The 17,387-nt window shown below is 69.3% G+C and carries 20 protein-coding genes; 16 read left to right on the forward strand and 4 right to left on the reverse strand.

All coding sequences use genetic code 11. The features are described from left to right. Nucleotides 1-216 precede the first annotated feature (216 nt). Nucleotides 217-807, reverse strand: a complete 591-nt coding sequence (locus tag BLR41_RS13190) for a type 1 glutamine amidotransferase domain-containing protein (RefSeq protein ID WP_092628555.1) — start codon at nucleotides 805-807, stop codon at nucleotides 217-219. Nucleotides 808-1,026: 219 nt separating this feature from the next. Here BLR41_RS13190 and BLR41_RS13195 point away from each other — a divergent pair, with 219 nt between their 5' ends. The 3 genes from BLR41_RS13195 (at nucleotide 1,027) to BLR41_RS13205 (ending at nucleotide 4,701) form a co-directional block, all read left to right on the forward strand. Further along, nucleotides 1,027-1,479: a peroxiredoxin gene (locus BLR41_RS13195; protein ID WP_092628556.1), complete on the forward strand. Its 453-nt coding sequence runs from the start codon at nucleotides 1,027-1,029 to the stop codon at nucleotides 1,477-1,479. Nucleotides 1,480-1,517: 38 nt separating this feature from the next. Continuing rightward, nucleotides 1,518-2,714: an L-2-hydroxyglutarate oxidase gene (lhgO, locus tag BLR41_RS13200; RefSeq protein WP_092628557.1), complete on the forward strand. Its 1,197-nt coding sequence runs from the start codon at nucleotides 1,518-1,520 to the stop codon at nucleotides 2,712-2,714. Nucleotides 2,715-3,054: 340 nt separating this feature from the next. Continuing rightward, nucleotides 3,055-4,701: a serine/threonine-protein kinase gene (locus tag BLR41_RS13205; RefSeq protein ID WP_092628559.1), complete on the forward strand. Its 1,647-nt coding sequence runs from the start codon at nucleotides 3,055-3,057 to the stop codon at nucleotides 4,699-4,701. 44 nt (nucleotides 4,702-4,745) lie between these two features. Here the strand turns inward: BLR41_RS13205 and BLR41_RS13210 are convergent, their stop codons facing one another. Beyond that, the gene (locus tag BLR41_RS13210) at nucleotides 4,746-5,573 is read right to left on the reverse strand and encodes an SGNH/GDSL hydrolase family protein (RefSeq protein ID WP_218120118.1); all 828 of its coding nucleotides are present in this window, start codon (nucleotides 5,571-5,573) and stop codon (nucleotides 4,746-4,748) included. Between the two features lie 330 nt (nucleotides 5,574-5,903). Between BLR41_RS13210 and rocD the strand changes: the two genes are divergently transcribed. After that, entirely contained in the window at nucleotides 5,904-7,145 is a 1,242-nt protein-coding gene (gene rocD / locus BLR41_RS13215; RefSeq protein WP_092628560.1) for an ornithine--oxo-acid transaminase, read from the forward strand. A 50-nt stretch (nucleotides 7,146-7,195) separates the two neighbouring features. Here the strand turns inward: rocD and zapE are convergent, their stop codons facing one another. After that, nucleotides 7,196-8,233, reverse strand: coding sequence for a cell division protein ZapE (gene zapE, locus BLR41_RS13220; RefSeq protein WP_092628561.1), 1,038 nt, complete (start codon nucleotides 8,231-8,233; stop codon nucleotides 7,196-7,198). A gap of 55 nt (nucleotides 8,234-8,288) precedes the next feature. Here zapE and BLR41_RS13225 point away from each other — a divergent pair, with 55 nt between their 5' ends. The 10 genes from BLR41_RS13225 to BLR41_RS13270 all read left to right on the forward strand — a co-directional run bounded on the left by BLR41_RS13225 (nucleotide 8,289) and on the right by BLR41_RS13270 (nucleotide 13,675). After that, nucleotides 8,289-9,059, forward strand: a complete 771-nt coding sequence (locus BLR41_RS13225) for a pyrimidine reductase family protein (RefSeq protein WP_092628562.1) — start codon at nucleotides 8,289-8,291, stop codon at nucleotides 9,057-9,059. After that, a complete protein-coding gene (locus BLR41_RS13230; RefSeq protein WP_092628564.1) occupies nucleotides 9,056-9,640 on the forward strand; it encodes an RNA polymerase sigma factor in 585 nt (194 codons plus the stop codon). The genes BLR41_RS13225 and BLR41_RS13230 overlap by 4 nt, the downstream gene beginning before the upstream one ends. Then, nucleotides 9,637-10,236, forward strand: a complete 600-nt coding sequence (locus BLR41_RS13235) for an anti-sigma factor family protein (RefSeq protein WP_092628565.1) — start codon at nucleotides 9,637-9,639, stop codon at nucleotides 10,234-10,236. Before BLR41_RS13230 ends, BLR41_RS13235 begins: the two co-directional genes overlap by 4 nt. A gap of 137 nt (nucleotides 10,237-10,373) precedes the next feature. Next, nucleotides 10,374-10,910 (forward strand): Asp23/Gls24 family envelope stress response protein, encoded by a 537-nt coding sequence (locus BLR41_RS13240; protein ID WP_092628566.1) that lies wholly within the window; start codon nucleotides 10,374-10,376, stop codon nucleotides 10,908-10,910. Between the two features lie 85 nt (nucleotides 10,911-10,995). Beyond that, complete coding sequence (locus BLR41_RS13245) at nucleotides 10,996-11,349, forward strand: hypothetical protein (protein WP_092628567.1); 354 nt, start codon at nucleotides 10,996-10,998, stop codon at nucleotides 11,347-11,349. Then, nucleotides 11,346-11,675 (forward strand): hypothetical protein, encoded by a 330-nt coding sequence (locus BLR41_RS13250; protein ID WP_092628568.1) that lies wholly within the window; start codon nucleotides 11,346-11,348, stop codon nucleotides 11,673-11,675. Before BLR41_RS13245 ends, BLR41_RS13250 begins: the two co-directional genes overlap by 4 nt. Nucleotides 11,676-11,738: 63 nt before the next feature. Next, the gene (locus tag BLR41_RS13255) at nucleotides 11,739-11,918 is read left to right on the forward strand and encodes a DUF2273 domain-containing protein (RefSeq protein WP_092628570.1); all 180 of its coding nucleotides are present in this window, start codon (nucleotides 11,739-11,741) and stop codon (nucleotides 11,916-11,918) included. Then, on the forward strand, nucleotides 11,915-12,325 hold the full coding sequence (locus tag BLR41_RS13260; RefSeq protein WP_245694128.1) for an Asp23/Gls24 family envelope stress response protein: 411 nt from the start codon (nucleotides 11,915-11,917) through the stop codon (nucleotides 12,323-12,325). Before BLR41_RS13255 ends, BLR41_RS13260 begins: the two co-directional genes overlap by 4 nt. Nucleotides 12,326-12,490: 165 nt before the next feature. Continuing rightward, nucleotides 12,491-13,024, forward strand: a complete 534-nt coding sequence (locus BLR41_RS13265) for a DUF6286 domain-containing protein (protein ID WP_092628571.1) — start codon at nucleotides 12,491-12,493, stop codon at nucleotides 13,022-13,024. A gap of 24 nt (nucleotides 13,025-13,048) precedes the next feature. Beyond that, a complete protein-coding gene (locus BLR41_RS13270) occupies nucleotides 13,049-13,675 on the forward strand; it encodes an alkaline shock response membrane anchor protein AmaP (protein WP_092628572.1) in 627 nt (208 codons plus the stop codon). A 13-nt stretch (nucleotides 13,676-13,688) separates the two neighbouring features. On the opposite strand, the gene BLR41_RS13275 is transcribed toward BLR41_RS13270, so the two are convergent. Beyond that, a complete protein-coding gene (locus BLR41_RS13275; RefSeq protein WP_218120136.1) occupies nucleotides 13,689-14,585 on the reverse strand; it encodes an EamA family transporter in 897 nt (298 codons plus the stop codon). Between the two features lie 287 nt (nucleotides 14,586-14,872). Here BLR41_RS13275 and BLR41_RS13285 point away from each other — a divergent pair, with 287 nt between their 5' ends. Both BLR41_RS13285 and BLR41_RS13290 read left to right on the forward strand, forming a co-directional pair. After that, a complete protein-coding gene (locus tag BLR41_RS13285; protein ID WP_092628575.1) occupies nucleotides 14,873-16,420 on the forward strand; it encodes an alpha/beta hydrolase in 1,548 nt (515 codons plus the stop codon). A gap of 577 nt (nucleotides 16,421-16,997) precedes the next feature. Continuing rightward, on the forward strand, nucleotides 16,998-17,306 hold the full coding sequence (locus BLR41_RS13290) for a hypothetical protein (RefSeq protein WP_092628576.1): 309 nt from the start codon (nucleotides 16,998-17,000) through the stop codon (nucleotides 17,304-17,306). Nucleotides 17,307-17,387: the final 81 nt, after the last annotated feature.

Genomic DNA, 17,387 nt, shown 5'->3' on the forward strand with positions numbered 1-17,387 from the left:
TCGGATGATGGGTCCGGTTTTCGGGTAATGGGTCGTCGATCGGGTGATGGGTCCGGGCGAGGACGATTCGATCGCCACCGCCCACGTCGCCGTTGGCGCTCGATCCCGGATTGCGAACCGCTCGGTGGCCCGAGACTTCCGCGCCGGGTTCGCAGCGGGCGCCGGATCCTGCCGGTCATCCGGCGCCGGAGCCCGCCAAGCGGTGCCGGAACCCGGTCAGCCCGTGCCGGAGCTGGGAGCGCTACGGGCCTGGGAACGATGTTTGCCCTCGGCCAACTCCTCGACCGCCTTGTCGCAGAAGGCGTCGAGATCATCGGGGCTACGGCTGGTTACCAGGCCGGAATCGACGACGACCCGCTCGTCGGTCCACTCCGCTCCGGCGTTGCGCAGATCCGTGGCCAGGCTCGGATACGAGGTCAAGCGTCGACCACGCACCACGTCCGCCTCGATGAGCGTCCACGGGGCGTGACAGATCGCGGCGACCGGTTTCTGGGCGGCGAAGAACTCGGCGACGAAACGAACGGCTTCCGGCACCCTGCGCAGGGCATCCGGGTTCGCCACACCACCGGGCAGGACCAGCCCCCCGTAGTCGGCCACATCGACGTCGGTGACTATGCGGTCCACCGGGAAGGTGTCCGCCTTGTCGAGGTGGTGGAACGCCCGGACGGAACCGGAGGAAACCGAAACCAGCTCCGGCTGCCCACCGGCCTGCTCGACCGCCTGCCAGGGACGTGTCAACTCCACCTGCTCGACTCCCTCACCGGCGACCAGGAAAGCCACCCGCAGTCCGCTCAGACTCCCAGCCATTCCGCCAACACCTCCACTCGACATCGGGCGATCCGTGCCGCCTCGCGTTACCCCGTGGCAGGACGGCTCAAACCTCACCCACCAACGGGCGCGTTCGGACGGGTAGGTTCGGCGGGGGACCGAAGCCGATCACCCGAGACCTCGCGAGTTGGTCGTGAAACGGGCCGCTCCGATGGGCCGGGCACGCGAGCCGAAACGGCATCTCGAAAGGAGTCCCTGGTGCAGTCTGGCGAACTCGTACCGGATTTCGAACTGGCCGACCAGCGCGGAGCTCGCCGCACCCTGTCCGAACTGCTGACCGGTGGGATCGTGGTGCTGTTCTTCTACCCGGCCGCCATGACCTCCGGCTGCACGGCGGAGAGCTGCCACTTCCGGGACCTGGCGACCGAGTTCGCCGTACTGGACGCCCAGCCGGTCGGTATCAGCCCGGACCCGGTGGACAAACAGGCCCGGTTCGCGGAGACGAACTCACTGGGCTTCCCACTGCTCTCCGACGAGAACGGGACGGTGGCGCGTTCCTTCGGCGTGCGCCGCGGTTTCGGTCCGCTGCCGGTGAAACGGCACACCTTCCTGATCGACCGCGACAACCGGATCCTGCGGGTGATCCGCAGCGAGTTACGGATGGCGGCCCACGCGGACCGGGCGATCGAGTTCCTGCGGCACCGCGGCTGACGACCGCTCCCGGGAGCTCTCGAAAGGACGGAAAGCACTTGACCGAACAGACCGTCGGCATCGTCGGAGGCGGCATCGTGGGCCTGGCGGTGGGACGCGAACTCAGCCGACGTCACGGCAACACCCGGGTGGTCGTGTTCGAGAAGGAGAACCGGCTCGGTGCGCACCAGACCGGGCACAACTCCGGGGTGGTGCACGCGGGCCTGTACTACAGGCCCGGAAGCCTCAAGGCGGAGCTCTGCGCTCGCGGTCGGTCGATGCTTCGCGAGTACTGCTCCGAACGGGATCTGCCCTATGTGGAGTGCGGCAAGCTCGTGGTGGCTGTGGACGGTTCCGAACTCGCCCGCTTCGACGCGCTCGAGGCGAACGCGCGGCGCAACGGTGTTCCGGGGCTGCGACGGGTGGCCGGTTCGGGGATCACCGAGATCGAGCCCCATGCCGCCGGGGTGGCCGCGCTGCACTCCCCCGAAACCGCGATCACCGACTACGCGGCGGTGGCCCGGGCGTTGGGCGAGGACATCGAGCGGGCAGGTGGCAGTGTCCTGCTGGCCACGGCCGTGACCGGAGTACGGCGGCGGGTGGGGGGTGTGGAAGTCGAGACCGCGGACGGGGTCCACCCGGTGGATCGGCTCGTGGTGTGCGCCGGGCTACGGGCAGATCGGGTCTCCCGCTGGGCCGACGGTGCGGACGGACCGCGAATCGTGCCGTTCCGGGGCGAGTACATGCGGCTCGCTCCGTCGGTGCGCGAGCTGGTTCGCGGCATGATCTATCCCGTCCCGGACCCGCGTTACCCGTTTCTGGGGGTGCACTTCACCCGCCGCGTTTCCGGGGAGGTCGAGGTGGGGCCGAACGCGGTCCTGGCACTGCACCGGGAGGGCTACCGCCGTCGCGACGTGTCCCTGGCGGAGCTGCGCGGCTTGGTCGGCTGGCCGGGATTCCGGCGGATGGCACGCGCACACTGGCGCGCCGGCGCGCTGGAGATGCTGGGCAGCCTCTCGGTAAGGGCCTACATGCGCACGGCACGTCGCTACGTCCCCGAGGTGGGAGCCACCGATGTGCGACGCGCCGGCGCCGGAATCCGGGCACAGGCCGTGGACCGCGACGGTTCGCTGGTGGACGATTTCCGGATCAACCACGAGGACGGCATCACCACGGTGCGCAACGCGCCCTCTCCCGCTGCCACCTCCAGCCTGGCGATAGCCGAGCACGTCGTCGACCGCATGGCGGCGCACTGAGCACGAGCTCGAGCGACCGAGTCAACGGCGGGACCCCGGCCGTCACCGGGACCGAACGGATCACCCCGCGAGCAACGTCGCGTGCGCGGAGGTCCGTCTCGGGCCACTGGCGCCGTGCCAAGACGAAGCGGACCTCCGCACGTGACGGGTCCAGCTCGCCCTCCCGGCCCGTTCACTCGCCGAACAGGCCGGGCCATCGGATCGCCTGCCCCGCAGCACCGGCAGCACCGGCAGCACCGCGAGGCAACCTCGGCACGAGACCGCACGTCCCCCGGTTCGGACCATGCGCCCGTCCCGAACCCATTAAGCTTGGTGACCGAGACGGTGAAGGGGGAACTCAGTGCAGCCGCTGCTGACCAGCGAGCCGAGCAAGGTCGGCGACTATCGGCTTTTCGCCAGAATCGGCAAGGGGGCGATGGGCGCGGTATACCTCGGATGTTCCCGAGGGGGACGTCCGGTGGCGGTGAAGGTGGCCAAGCCGGAACTGGCGGAGGACGCGGACTTCCGGGAACGGTTCCGCCGCGAGGCCAGCATGTCGGCCGCCGTCGGTGGGTTCTGGACCGCGACCGTGGTGGACGCGGATCCCGAGGCGGAACATCCCTGGCTGGCCACCGAGTACGTGCCCGGCCCCACGCTGCACCAGGCGGTGAACGAGCACGGACCGTTCCCGGAACACACCGTGCGCAGGCTCGGAGCCGGTCTGGCCGAAGCGCTGCAAGCGGTGCATCGGGCCGGGCTGGTCCACCGTGACCTCAAACCCGCCAACGTGCTGCTCGGGCCGGACGGCCCTCGGGTGATCGACTTCGGCATCTCCCGGGCGATGGCCGCCACCGGCATGACGGCCACCGGGATGTTCTTCGGCACCCCGGGCTTCTTCTCCCCGGAACAGACCACCGGTGGCGAGATCGCCCCGCCCAGCGACGTGTTCTCGCTGGGGGCGGTGCTGGTGTTCGCCGCGACCGGAGAGGCGCCGTTCGGCAACGAGAACAGTGCCGCGATGCTCTACCGGGTCGTGCACGCCGAACCCGACCTGGAGTCGGTCCCGACCACGTTGCGTCCGCTGATCGCGTCCTGCCTGGCAAAGGACCCCAATGGCCGCCCGAGCACCGGCGAGCTGCTGGATCACCTCGGCCATTCGGGGTCCCCCACCGGCGAGTGGCTCCCGCGAGGCGTGACGACGCTGATCTCGGCGCACACCGCGGAGCTGGACCGGGTGTTTCGGGGCGAACCGCTCTCGGCGGGCAAGGGCGGCCCCCGAGCGGAAGAGCGGGGTGGCTCGGTAGCGGCCGAGGCGACACCCGCGGCCGTCGCTCCGGGCGGGGCGGCCGCTGCCCCACCCCAACCGTCGAACACTACCCGGGGAGGTTCCGATGCTCTCGGGGGCTCGCGTGCCGTCACCGCGAACGAGCGTCACGGAGTCGCGACCGGCACCCCGGAACGGGACCGGCCGGAGCGACCGTTGGTGCGGCCCGACCTCGCGGGACCGGTGTTCCGGAGCGGCAGGCGGGTCAACGCGCTGCTGTGGGCGGCGTTCTCGGGAGCACTGGCCTACGGCACGGCAGTGATCGGTGCGGATGTCATAACCCGGGGCCCCGGCCGGGCGCTGCTGGCGCTCGGGGTGTTCCTGCTCGTGCTCAGCTGTGTGCTGGGTATGGCGCAGGCACTGACACCGGGGGTCAGCCTGAAGATCAACAGCGATGGCCTGCGGATATCCCGCATGGGGTTGCACCGCGAGATTCCCTGGAGCCGGGTCGGCAGAGTGGGGCTGGTGGGCAACGGCAAGAAGCAGGCCCTCACGGTGTGGGTGCACCAGGGGTTCACACCGCACTCCAAGTGGTGGCACCGCACCCGTGAGTACTACGGTGGCAACAAGATCTTCCTCGTCGGGGCCACCGGAGGCTGGTGGGCTAGGCGGCGCGAGGCCCGCAGACTTCGCACCGCCCTGCAGCAGTACGCACCGCGAAGTTACGACGCCAGACTGCTCTGAGCTCGTCCGGACCGGCACCGCCGATCCGGACGAGCTACGGGCGCTCAGCTCGCCAGCGGGCTCTGCGTGGCGAGGAAACCGGAGACATCGGGCAGAAAGCCCTGCTCGTGACCGGCGGCGTCGGGGTGGAAGGACTCCTCGGCCGGGTAGGAGAGTCCGTTGATCCAGGGTTGCGCACCACACACGCCGTGTCCGGAGAAGTCGTCACGCACGTCGAGGAACGAGAAACCGGCGGCCGCCGCCTGCTCGGCGATCACGCTGTCGAGCGTGTCGGCGGCGTCGTTGAGCCTGCCCCGCTCGAACTCGCTCAGCAGGGACAGGCAGGAACCGAGTTCGAACAACCTGGGATACCCCACGACGGCCACGCGGGCTTGCGGGGCCGCCGCGCCGATCGCGTCGTAGGTCTCGGCCAACTCGGCGGGAAGTTGTTGGGTCGCGTAGTTCTCCGCCTCGGTGACCGCGTCGTCGCAGGTCTGGTCGCCGCCGGTGTTGCAGGTGGTGATCACATCGACGAATCCGGCGTCGTTGCCACCGATCGAGACGGTGACCACATCGGTACTCGAGCTCAGCGCGGTGACCTGCTCGTTCAGCACGTCCGGGGTCTCAGCCCCCGCGCACGCGGCGAAGTCCAGGGAATCGACGGCCCCCCGATCCGCCACCAGTCGCGGGTAGGCCTGCGGACTCCGCAGGCAGTCACCGCTCTCCGGGGTGTAGTTTCCGATTCCCACGCCGGACGCGTAGGAGTCCCCGAGGGCCACGTACTCGACCGGATCGGCGCGGTCGGTCACGGCGCTCGCGGCGGGGGCCAGCATCGGGAGCAGGGCGGCAGCCAGGACGGCGGAACAACAGTTCGACAGCACGGATTTGCGCACGGATACCTCCGGTGGCCTTGATCGACCGTCCGTGATTATCAACACACCGAAGGTCACGGAAGACGAACACGGAAAATCAGCCGGAATTGGCTGCGATCGTGTGAGTCCCCCTCACCGGAAAGCCGGAACGGGCCGGAGCCCGTACGGAGCAGCCCCGCCGCGCGGCGGACGCGGTGCGGGACGGGCGGGAGGACGCGGAAGAGGCTTACTTCGTCCAGCCGAAAAAGCGCACAACGAAGACGTGCGAACCACCACGACGACGCAACGAACAACCAAAGGAAGCAATGTGTCGCGGCTGAAAGTGTTGCCGTGACGACATAGCCTGTTGCCATGACCGCGGCCGTACCGAGCGTGCGTGGCACGCCTACCGAGACATCCGAGTTCCTGGCACTGGACGAGACCTACTCCGCGCACAACTACCACCCGCTTCCGGTGGTGCTCTCGAAGGGCACCGGGGCGTGGGTGACGGACGTGGAGGGTAACGACTACCTCGACTTTCTGGCGGGATATTCGGCGCTGAACTTCGGGCACCGCCACCCGGACCTGATCGCTGCCGCGACGGAACAACTCGAACGTGTGACGTTGACCAGCAGAGCGTTTCACCACGACCAGTTCGGCCCGTTCTGCCGGGAGCTGGCCGAACTGACCGGCACTGAAATGGTGCTTCCCATGAACTCCGGGGCCGAGGCCGTGGAGTCGGCGATCAAGGTCGCCCGCAAGTGGGCCTACCGCGTCAAGGGGGTCGCCGAGGACCGTGCGGAGATCGTCGTGGCCGGGTCCAACTTCCACGGCCGAACCACCACGATCGTCTCGTTCTCCACCGACCCCGAGGCGCGCGCCGACTACGGCCCCTACACCCCCGGCTTCGTCGTCACCGATTACGGCGACGCCGCCGCGGTCGAGTCGGTGATCACCCCCCGGACGGCTGCCGTACTCGTCGAACCGATCCAGGGCGAGGCGGGGGTGATCGTGCCCGAACAGGGATACCTGCGCGAGCTGCGGAGGCTGTGCGACGACAACAACGTGCTGCTGATCGCGGACGAGATCCAGTCGGGCCTGGCAAGAACCGGCGAGCTGCTGGCCACCTCGCACGAGGGGGTACAGGCGGACCTGTACACCCTGGGCAAGGCGCTCGGCGGAGGGATTCTCCCCGTTTCCGCGGTGGTGGGAAGCCGCGCGGTACTCGGTGTGCTGCGTCCCGGCGAGCACGGCTCGACGTTCGGCGGCAATCCGCTGGCCTGTGCGGTGGGGCGAGCGGTGGTGAACCTGCTATCCACCGGATACTTCCAGGACCGGGCGCGCGAGCTCGGTGACCGGCTGCACGCACGGCTGAACCAGCTGGTCGGGAACGGTGTTTCCGAGGTCCGCGGCCGCGGTCTGTGGGCGGGCGTCGACATCTCCCCCGGCGGTCCCGAGGGACGGGACGCGGCCACGGAACTGCTGCGGCGCGGTGTGCTCTGCAAGCAGACCCAGGAGAACACGCTGCGGATAGCCCCACCACTGGTGATCACTCCGGAGGAGCTGGACTCAGGACTGGACGCCGTGGCGCACGTGCTCACCACCGAACGCTGAGTGGAACGGGACCGGCGGGCTACCGTTGAGCCAGAACCGCCCCGCTCGGCTCAGGAGGTGGCCAACTCCCTGGAGAGCGCGGTGAGCCTGCTCAGCGCACGCAGGTACTTCTTGCGGTAGCCGCCTGCCAGCATCTCCTCACCGAACAGCGCGGACAACGGCTCGCCGGAGACGCGCACCGGTACCGCGCGGTCGTAGAGCCGGTCGGCCAGCGCCACCACCCGCAGCGCCACCCCCTGGTTCGGCACGGTGTGCAACCCGCTCAGGTGAACCGCGGCGACGTCGTCGACCATTCGGCCGTACTTGGAGGGATGCACCCGCTGCAGGTGGGCGCACAGTCGTTCGAAGTCGTCGAACGTGGCGGCGGGAGTGGTACGTGCCCGCTCGGCGAGCTCGTCCTCGTCGAGCGGTTCCGGAGGTTCGGGCTGATCGCGATGCCGGTAGTCGGGGCCGTCGATCCGCACGACGCGGAACCGCTCGGCCATCGCGTGAATCTCCCGGAGGAAGTCCACGGCGGCGAACCTGCCCTCGCCCAGTTTGTCGGGCAGCGTGTTCGAGGTCGCCGCCACCCTCACCCCGGCGTCGGTGAGTCTGCTCAACAGCTGGGTGACCAGCATCGTGTCCCCGGGGTCGTCGAGCTCGAACTCGTCGATGGCCAGCAACCGATGGCCGGAGAGCCTGCGCACGGCCTCGTTGAAACCGAGCACGCCCACGAGATTGGTCAGCTCGACGAACGTGGCGTAGGCCTTCGGCTGCTCGACCTCGTGCCAGAGCGAGGCGAGCAGGTGCGTCTTGCCCACACCGAATCCGCCGTCCAGGTAGAGCCCGGGCAGGCCGTCGGAGTGGCCGTTCCTGCCGCCCCGGCCGAACAACGAGCGCAACCAGGAGGCTCCGCCGGAAGCGGGGCGTGCGATACCGGCGGCGAACTCCCTGCATGCGGCGACCGCGGCGGCCTGACTCGGCTCGGCGGGATTGGGCACATAGTTGTCGAACCGTACTTCGTCGAAGCGCGGCGGAGGAGTCAACGCGGCGACCAGTTCGTCGGAACCGAGCTCGGGGTGGCGGTCGACCAGGCGCGGCATGCTCATGCTGGAACTGTAACCGGAGGCTCGTGGCCGCCCGTGGCCGTGCTGAGATGGACCCATGCAGCAGCTGTGGCCCGTTCCAGAGTCGAAACAGGTGGACAGCGATCCGGAAACGGCCGGCGAGCTGGAAAGCTTCTACGAGTACCCACCGGAACTGAGCCGCCCGTGGGTGAGGGTGAACTTCGTCTCCAGCCTGGACGGCGCCGTGGCGGTGAACGGCGGTTCGCGCGGGTTGTCCAACTCCGCGGACCGGCGCGTGCTCTCACTGATCCGGGACCTCTCGGATGTCGTGCTGGTCGGCGCCGGGACCGCGACGGCCGAAGGCTACCGGGGGGTGCGGCGCACCGAGGCACGCACCCGACGTCGCACCGAACGCGGCCTGAGTGAAGTTCCCCCGATAGCGGTGGTCACCGGCAGCGGTTCGGTCGACCCCGCATCGCCGTTGCTCACCGACACGTTCGCAACTCCGATCGTGCTCACCAGCGAGGCGGCTCCCGCGGAGCGCGTCGCCGCGCTGACCGAGGCGGGTGCCGAAGTGGTGACGGCCGGGCGGAACGAGGTCGATCTCCCGACGGCCCTGCGGGAGCTGGCACGGCGCGGGCTGTACCGCATCGGTTGCGAGGGCGGCCCCGGCCTGTTCGGATCACTGATCGCCGCTGATGTGGTCGACGAACTCTGCCTCACCGTGTCACCGCTGCTGACCAGCGGGAACACCAGTAGGATCGCCACGGGCCCAGCGGCCGGAACACCGCGTGACATGCGGCTGCTCTCGGCGCTGTACGCCGACGAATCGATGCTTCTGCTCCGCTACGGGAGACTGGCCGAGTGACCGACGGGGTCGATTCCCACCAACAGCTCGACGAGCGCGTTCGCGAGGACAGCGCACTGCTCGTGGCGGCCGGGAACGGCGACACCTCGGCGTTCGACTCCCTCGTTCGCACGCACACCGACAAGCTCTACCGCGTGGCCCTGCGAATCGTGGGCAATCCGGCGGAGGCGGAGGATGCCGTACAGGACGCCTGGGTCTCCGCCTGGCGCTCGCTGGCCACCTTTCGCGGTGACTCCGCCGCGTCGACGTGGCTTTACCGGGTGGTCACCAACGCGGCACTGAGCCAGGTCCGCAAACGGCGCCCCACGGTTCCGCTGGATCCGACCGACGAGACCATGACCCCGGTGGGTGAGACGGGAAACCCGGAGGGGACGGCGTTACGCGAGGAGGAGACCAGACGAGTGCACGCGGCGATATCCCGTCTCGAGCCCTCCCAGCGACTGCCACTGGTGCTGCGTGAGCTCGAGGGGATGAACTACGAGGAGGTCGCCGAAGTGCTGGAGGTGAACGTCACCGCGCTGCGGTCTCGGCTCCACCGAGCGCGGCTGGCGCTGTTGGCCGAGCTGAAGGAGGCGCCTTGAACGAGGAGGGCTTCGCTTCGGATCGGCGGCTGCCCTGTGGTCACCGGGTCGGTGAACTGATCGGATATCACCTGGACGATGTTCCCCCGGAGTTCGAGGAGCACCTGCGGGAGTGTCCGCACTGTCGGGCGGAGCTGGCGGAGACGTCCCGGCGCTGGCGACCGGTGCGACGACTGGCACGGAGTCACGCGGCTCCCTCGAACGACCTGGTGGACCGCACGCTGGCCACCCTGCGCGGACTGCACGACCGGCACGGTGGCCCACCGATGGAGGTGTCGCAGGAACACGGCACGCTGCTCATCCAGCCGGCGGCGACGCTGAGTCTGACGCGGCGGTTGAGCACGGAGGTCCTGGCGGAGTTCTCCGGCATGGCGGTGCGCACGTGCCTGATGACGAGGGAGGCGGTGCGGGTCGAGCTGGTGGCCACCCATCGGACGTCCGCCCACGAGTTGCTTCCCGAGATCCGGCACCGACTGCTGGCCGCGCTGCACGAGCATCTCGACGCGGGCACCCCGGAGGTCTCCGTGCGGCTGGCCGATGTCGTCCCGCCGTGGAACGGCACCGGGGAAAAATCCGACCATCCCCCAATCAGGTGATAATGCGCAGCGGGCCGGAAGACCGCGGCAGGAATTAGCATCTGATCGGGGACCAGTTCACGCCGGAAGCCCGGCACAAGCTCGGAGGGCCATAAACTCGGGGGGCAGGGCGACCGGTGTTCTCGAGAGGAGTAGGCATGACGCAGTCGGGCGGCAGCTCCACCCGTTCGAGCAAGTCGGAGTCCACGCAGTCGGAACAGACGGGCAGCACGGACGTATCCAGTATCCCGGAGTCGCGTTCGGGAGGCTCACCCGCACGCCTGGCGGACGACACCTCGGAGGGCAGGACCAGCATTTCCTCCTCGGTGGTGCAGAAGATCTCCGGAATCGCCGCGCGGGAGATCTCCGGGGTGTACTCGATGGGGGGCGGCGTGTCACGCGCTTTCGGCGCCCTGCGGGAGCGCATCCCCGGCGGCAGCGGGAGTTCGAACGTCTCGGGTGTGCAGGTGGAGGTCGGAGAACGCCAGGCCGCGATCGACCTGGACATCGTCGTGGAGTACGGTGCCGCGATCGTGGATCTCGCTCGTGCGGTACGCCGCAACGTGATCCACAGCGTGGAACGCATGTGCGGCTTGGAGGTTACCGAGGTCAACATCTCGGTCAACGACATCCACCTCCCCTCCGAGGACGAGGAGGAGCCCCAGCAGAACGGGACGGGATCGCGAGTGCAGTGACCGGCTGAGTGGCTGCTCTGCCCCATACCCCGTCCGAGGACGTTGTGCGTCCCGAACCACGGCACGACAGCACGGGAGCACGGGAATGACCACGGAACACGAGAGCGGACGGGAGTACGAGCACGTCGCCGATCGGATAGCGGCCGCGGCTCTGGAGCACCCCTGTGTGGTCCGGCTGGACGGCGGGGAACACGGAATCGTTGCCACCCACCTGCCCGGGCGGCGAGTGACCGGCGTACGAACCACCGCGGAAACCGGCGAGGCGACCGAGGTGTGTGTAGTGCTGCTGCTGCGACGTCCCGTTCCCGAGCTGGTGGCCGAGCTCCGGGAGAGAATACGCGAAGTGACCGGTGAGACGAGGATCGACGTGACCGTCGCGGACGTGCTGACACCGGAACAAGAACCGGAGTCGAACCACGGGGCTGGTGAGACGAGGTGACCGGTTCGTGCCGGGGTACGGACTCGCGTCGGGATTCGGACGACGCCAGGGAAGCGCGGGTCCGGCTGCGGGAGTTCGTACGTGCGAATCATCCCGACGTCGGTGGTGATCCCGAAGTCTTCGCCGCCGGTGTCGCGGAACTACAGTCGGTACGGGACGGGGTGCGCTCGCCGCACGAAACACCGACTCACCTGCCCGGTGAGACCATGCCCGGCGAACGGGGGGACGGACCGGTGGTGCTCGTGCGGCGGCACGGCCTGCGCGGGCTGCTGGCCCGGCTACGGGAATGGCGAGCACGCCGCGGGCGAGGGCCGCGAGTCGTATGACCACGGCGATCACGTACCGACCGAACACCTGCCGGCTCGCGGGACGAATAGGAAGGTTGTGCCATGAACGCGACACAGACCGGCTTGATCGCCGGGCTGATTCTCGGCGTAGCGGTAGCCATCGGTGGTTTCACCGCCTTTCTGATCACGTTGGCGGTCGGTCTGATCGGCTTCGTGGTGGGCCGGTTCGTGGACGGCGACATGGAGTTGGGTGACCTCTTCGGACGGGGCAAGGACCGGTGACCGGGACAGTGGATGCCGCCGAGAGCGCCGCGACGACACGTTCCGGGCACGGCAGTGTCACCGAGCCGTCGGAGCGCGGTGAACTGCGGATCGACCGGGGAGTGTTGCGCAGCATCGCCGAACACGCGGCGGACTCCGTACCGAACTGTGTTCGGATGCGACGGCGCGTGGCGGGAGTCGGTACGGGCGAACACGGCGCGACGGCACGGTTGACCGGCCCGGAGCGGCAACTGCGGATACGTCTGGACCTCGCGCTGCGCTATCCGGCACCGATCGCCGAGACCGTGAGCGCCGTCCGCGAGCGGGTGCGCACCGAGCTGGAACGCATGGCGGACTGCCGGGTCTCCACGGTGGACGTCACGGTCACCGCGCTGGTGCCTCGCCCCGCCGCCCCCCGGGTGGAGTAGTCGTTCACAACGGAGTCCCGGAAACGCCGGGGCACGAGCCACCGAGCGGGACGAGCTCTCCGGAAGCTCCGGAAAGCCGTTCCGCGGACCTCGGGGCCGGTTCACCCCGCCGGAGTCCCTGCCGCCAACCCCCCGTCCGAGTCGTGCTGGAAGGACTGCCGACCGATGCGTGCGTTCGTTCGAATCCTCACCACGCTGTTGGGGCTGCTGTTCCTGGCCGCCGGGCTGCTGCTCGTGGTCGAAGCGGTACGCGCCGCCGTCTCCACCGGAGCGGACCCGCTGCTGGTGGAACGCGCCACCCTGCGAGACGAGCTGGCCGGGGTCTCCTGGCGGGACACCCTGGTGCGAACAGGGGCGGCCGTCACCGCCGTGCTCGGCCTGTTGCTGATTCTCGTGGCCGCCCGGGCGGGCAGGGGCGACATCAGACTGCACGACCCCGCGCCGGATGTGTTGGTGGTCACCCGTCCCCGGTCACTCGCACGGCTGGTGGGCCACCGGGTTCGGGAACAGGACGGGGTGGCACGCGCATCCGTGGTCGCGCACCGCAAAGCGGTGCGGGTCAACGCGGTCGGCCAATTCACCGAGGTCGGTGACCTCGAACCCAGGCTGCAGGAGACCGCACGTACCGCGACGGAGGAACTGCCGCTGGTCACGACCCCCAGGGTCTCGGTCGCGGTCAAACCGGCGAAGCAGCGATGACCCCAAGGCTGTCGAGGAGCGATCATGGCGGTTGAGCAGTCGAGCACACCGCGACACCCCGAGCGGACGGCGAACCGACTGGGACGCTCGCTGACCTTCGAGCGGACGATCGTTCACGTGGTCGGGACGCTGGCGGTACTGGCGGGGGCGCTGACCCTGCTGGTGGGGTCGGGAGCCCTCGGGGTGTACCGGGCGGGCCGCCCGGTACTGGACCCGCTGCTGGAGCAGTGGATCCGGGACAATCCGCGGTTGAGTCTCACGGTGGTGGCCGCGCTGGGCGTGCTGCTGATACTGCTGGGACTCTGGTGGCTGATCCACGCGTTGCGCCCGGAGAACCACCCCGACATCCACATCGCCGGCGGTGCCGCGGGGACCACTTCGCTCGCGGGGACGGCTTTCACGGACGCGTTGCGGACCGACGCGCGCGGGATCAGCGGTGTCACCCGGGTACGGGTGCGCACCACCGGCACTCCCGAGAACCCCGGGCTGCGGATGGTGCTGTCGTTGCAGCACGGCACCGATGTCCGTCAGGTCTGGGAGGAACTGGACGAGAAGGTGCTCTCCCGCGCCCGCGAGGCGCTCCGTGTCGAGACGCTGCCGACCGTGGTCCGACTGGACCTGGAAAGCTCCCCGGCGCAGCGCGTGCGGTGAGAAGCCCCGGCGCTCAAGCTCGTCCGCTGGCGCGAGTCGCTCCGATCGAGGCGAGCACCACGCACAGCACCGCGAGCCACTGTCCCGCGCCGAGCGCCTCCCGCAGCACCACCAGCCCGGCCAGGGCGGCCACGGCGGGCTCCAGGCTCATCAGCACTCCGAAGACCCGCGGCGGGATGCGACGCAGCGCCTCCAGCTCCAGTGAGTAGGGCACGACGGAGGACATCAGGGCCACCACCAGCCCCACCGCCAGCACGCGGGGATCGAGCAGCGCGGTGTTCGACTCGACCACCCCGAACGGGAGCACCAGCACCGCGCCGACGGCCATCCCGACGGCGAGCCCGCCCCCGCCCGTGGTGCGGTCGCCGAGTTTGGCCCCCATCAGGATGTAGCCCGCCCAGAACACCGCCGCCAGCAGCGCGAAGGCGACCCCCAGGGGATCGAGTCCGCCCTCGACGCGGGAGAGCAGCAGTACGCCGGTGGCCGCGAGCAGCGCCCAGAGCACGTCGAGCTTGCGGCGGGAACCGAGAACGGCGACCGACAGCGGCCCCAGGAACTCGATGGTGACCGCGACACCCAGCGGAATTCGCTCGAAAGCGTGGTAAATGCTGGTGTTCATCCCGGCGAGCATCGCACCGTATCCGGCGACGACGGGAAAAGTCCTACGGTCCATCCGCAGCGCGGGACGCCACACCAGCAGCAGCACCAGCGCGGCGAAGGTGAGTCGGATCGCGCTCACGCCGAACGCACCGGCCATGGCGAACAGCTGCTTGGCGAAGGCGGCACCGACCTGCAAACTGATCATGCCGGTGACCACGAGCACGGGCGGGGGCACGGCCCCGAAAGCACGGGTGGCCAGCGCGCCGAACCGCCCTTCGGGAGGCCGACCCGCCGAGGACGTCTCGTCCAGTTGTGCCAAGGTCGCGTTCAGCTCCTGTCCGAATCGGTGCTGTGCGGGTCCACGACGTTCGCCACCACCGCGAACGGTGGGACCACGTCGGTACTGCCGGAGGCCCGGCCGGACGGCAGACTACTGCAACACCGCGCGAGCGGTACCACCGACGTGACCGCCGTGACCGTTCACCCACTTCTCACACCGATCGTGCGATGATTCCCGGAGTGCACAGGGGCGGGGAAGTGCACAGGGGAGGGAGAACGCCCGCCCGAGTCAGCACACCGCCCCGAGAAGGAGTTCACGTGCCGCGCGTCATCGGCAGAGTCGGTGTCATCCTGCTGCTTCTGGTGCTCACGGCATGTTCCGCGGGACCGTCCGACCGTCCGGCCGTGGCCTATCGAGACGACGGGAACTCCGGTGCGCGAACGCCCCGGAACTCCGAGTCACGAACCGTGCCACCACTGGGGCCGTCGAGCCACAACGCGTTGAACTGGTCGGACTGTACCGGCACGACCAGGAGTGAGCTGGGTCCGAACCACTCCCCCGAGGGCATGCGGTTCTCCTGCACGAACCTGCTGACCAGTACCGATCCTCCCGGGACCGTGCGCGGTGGCACCACGCGAATCGCACTGCTGGCCGCGGGCTCCGGCGACGTCCCGCTGGTGGTGGTCAACGACATCCGCGGCGCACCGGGAACCACATTCGCCGCGCGCCTCGCCACGCGACTGCCCGAGCGGATGCTGCGCGAGTTCAGGATCATCGGAATGGACCGTCGGGGCACCGGGGAGTCCGATCCGACGAACTGCGTACCCAAGGAGGAGCGCGAGGCCATCACTCGGTTCGACTCGCGAGCCACCGACGAGGCGGCGCTGGACAGGTTGTTGGAATCGGTGCGCACGGCCAGCCAGAAGTGCCTGTTGGACCTGGAGCGACGAGCCCAGACCTACGACACGCGCCACACCTCGGACGACCTGGAGGAACTGCGGCTGCAACTCGACGTTCCCCGGCTGCACGCCATCGGACGCGGCGAGGGATCGCGCGTGTTGAGCGTCTACGCACGTGACCATCCGAACAGCGTGGGCAGAATGGTCTTCGACGGCGCCCCCGACCCGACGCTGAAAACGCTGGCGCAGCTGAAACGACGTGCCGACAGCGCCGAGCGGACCTTCGACGTGTTCGCCGCGAGGTGCCGCGATTCCGAGGAATGCGCGCTGGGTGACTCGCCGAGACAACGGTTGGACTCGCTCATCGAACGCACCCGCGGGCAGGCCCTTTCGACCGGCGGAGCACCACTCACCTCCGGGGAACTGGCCAGAGCGGTGCTGCACGGGCTGGAGAACCGGGAGGACTGGCCCAGCTTGACCCGGGCCATCGCGGCGGCCGAGGACGGCGACGGCAGCGCGTTGGCCGGCTTCATCCGGAATTCCGAGGCCGGGGCCGACCGGCTGGGACAGCGCATGGTGACGCGCTGCAACGACACGATGTTGCGACTTCCGCCGGAGCGAGCGCGCAACATCGCCGAGGAATGGGTCGACAGCAGGCCACTGTTCGGCGGCGTGTTCGCCCAACGGCTGATCAGGTGCTCTACATGGCCCAGGCCGCAACAGGCGATGCCCTCGCCCGGTAACGGCCGTCTGCCGCGCATACCGGTGATAACCACCGAGAACGATCCCCTGACCCCCGCCACCGGCAGTGAGAACATGGCCGCCACGCTTCCCGACGGCAGCAGGATGAGCTGGTTGGGAAGCGGTCACGGTGCGCTGGGGCGGTCCGACTGCGTCACGGAACTCGTCAGCGGCTTCCTCGCCGCGGGCGAGGTTCCGCCCCGCGACGCGGCGTGTCCGGCGTGATGCCGCGCCCGGAGATCGGAATACCCGCGGGAGCTCCCGCGGTGCCCTCGCGAACCAGGCCCGACGTGGCGTAGTCGACTACTCGACGTCGGGCCTACCCGCGGCGCGGGCGGACGGCGGGGTTCCGCTCCGCGAGCACATGCGGAACCCGGGTTCGCCGGGTCCCGTCAGCAGCTGCTGCAGCACCCGCAGGAGGGGCCACTGCAACTGGCGCAGCAGCTGCACCCACCGAACTGTGCTTCCGTCGCGGTCTGTGCCACGGCTTGCTCCATGACGGCCTCCTGATCGCAGGAACATCGACACGTCGATGCTGCCCCGCCGTTCGAGCCACGGATACCGCTGGACGGGCGACAGCCGCGATCGAACACCGTTCCCGGTGCGGCACCGGTGGTGCTTCGCCGGGCCCGCCCCGATCGGTCTGCCTCGACCGACCCGAGCAGCCGCGCGGGTTCCGCACGGAGCGGCACGGGAAACCGGTTGAACGGAGTCCCGGCAGCGGCTTTCCGAACCGATCAGGTGGCTCCGGTGAACGTGCGATACGGGCGCACCGAAGGGCACGGAGGGTTACCGTGGGAGCATGTCACGCGCCGAGCACGGCGAACCGGACGAGCCGGCCGGCCGTTTCGCCGACGACCTGATCGGACTGGACCCGCACGACCCGGAGGCACAGGCGTTCGCCGCGCATCTGGACCGGATGCAGCACTGCGGCTCCCGAGCGACCGTCGAGGGCATGTTGCAGGGGGTCGGCGACTTCGCGCAGAGCGCGAACCGACTGCGGGGCGAGCGCAGACTGCTCGCCGTCGTCGTGGTCACGCTGATCCTGCTGGGAGTCGCTTTCACGATATGGAACGCCCTGGTGTTCATGGTGGCGGCGTTCTCCGGGTGAGCCCGCCTACCGAGGAGTGCCGCCTCCCGAGAGGCCGTATCTCCCGAGGGCCGCGCCTCCTGCGGTGCCGCCGCACTCGCG

Origin of the sequence: Actinopolyspora mzabensis (assembly GCF_900101095.1) — a bacterium.
Taxonomy (GTDB): Bacteria; Actinomycetota; Actinomycetes; order Mycobacteriales; family Pseudonocardiaceae; genus Actinopolyspora; species Actinopolyspora mzabensis.

Excerpts from the sequence above, each read along its gene's own strand:
- BLR41_RS13190 (WP_092628555.1), bottom strand. The coding sequence starts at position 807 with ATGGCTGGGAGTCTGAGCGGACTGCGGGTGGCTTTCCTGGTCGCCGGT.
- rocD (WP_092628560.1), top strand. The coding sequence starts at position 5,904 with ATGACCGCGGCCGTACCGAGCGTGCGTGGCACGCCTACCGAGACATCC.
- zapE (WP_092628561.1), bottom strand. The coding sequence starts at position 8,233 with ATGAGCATGCCGCGCCTGGTCGACCGCCACCCCGAGCTCGGTTCCGAC.
- BLR41_RS13225 (WP_092628562.1), top strand. The coding sequence starts at position 8,289 with ATGCAGCAGCTGTGGCCCGTTCCAGAGTCGAAACAGGTGGACAGCGAT.
- BLR41_RS13240 (WP_092628566.1), top strand. The coding sequence starts at position 10,374 with ATGACGCAGTCGGGCGGCAGCTCCACCCGTTCGAGCAAGTCGGAGTCC.
- BLR41_RS13245 (WP_092628567.1), top strand. The coding sequence starts at position 10,996 with ATGACCACGGAACACGAGAGCGGACGGGAGTACGAGCACGTCGCCGAT.
- BLR41_RS13255 (WP_092628570.1), top strand. The coding sequence starts at position 11,739 with ATGAACGCGACACAGACCGGCTTGATCGCCGGGCTGATTCTCGGCGTA.
- BLR41_RS13265 (WP_092628571.1), top strand. The coding sequence starts at position 12,491 with ATGCGTGCGTTCGTTCGAATCCTCACCACGCTGTTGGGGCTGCTGTTC.
- BLR41_RS13270 (WP_092628572.1), top strand. The coding sequence starts at position 13,049 with ATGGCGGTTGAGCAGTCGAGCACACCGCGACACCCCGAGCGGACGGCG.
- BLR41_RS13290 (WP_092628576.1), top strand. The coding sequence starts at position 16,998 with ATGTCACGCGCCGAGCACGGCGAACCGGACGAGCCGGCCGGCCGTTTC.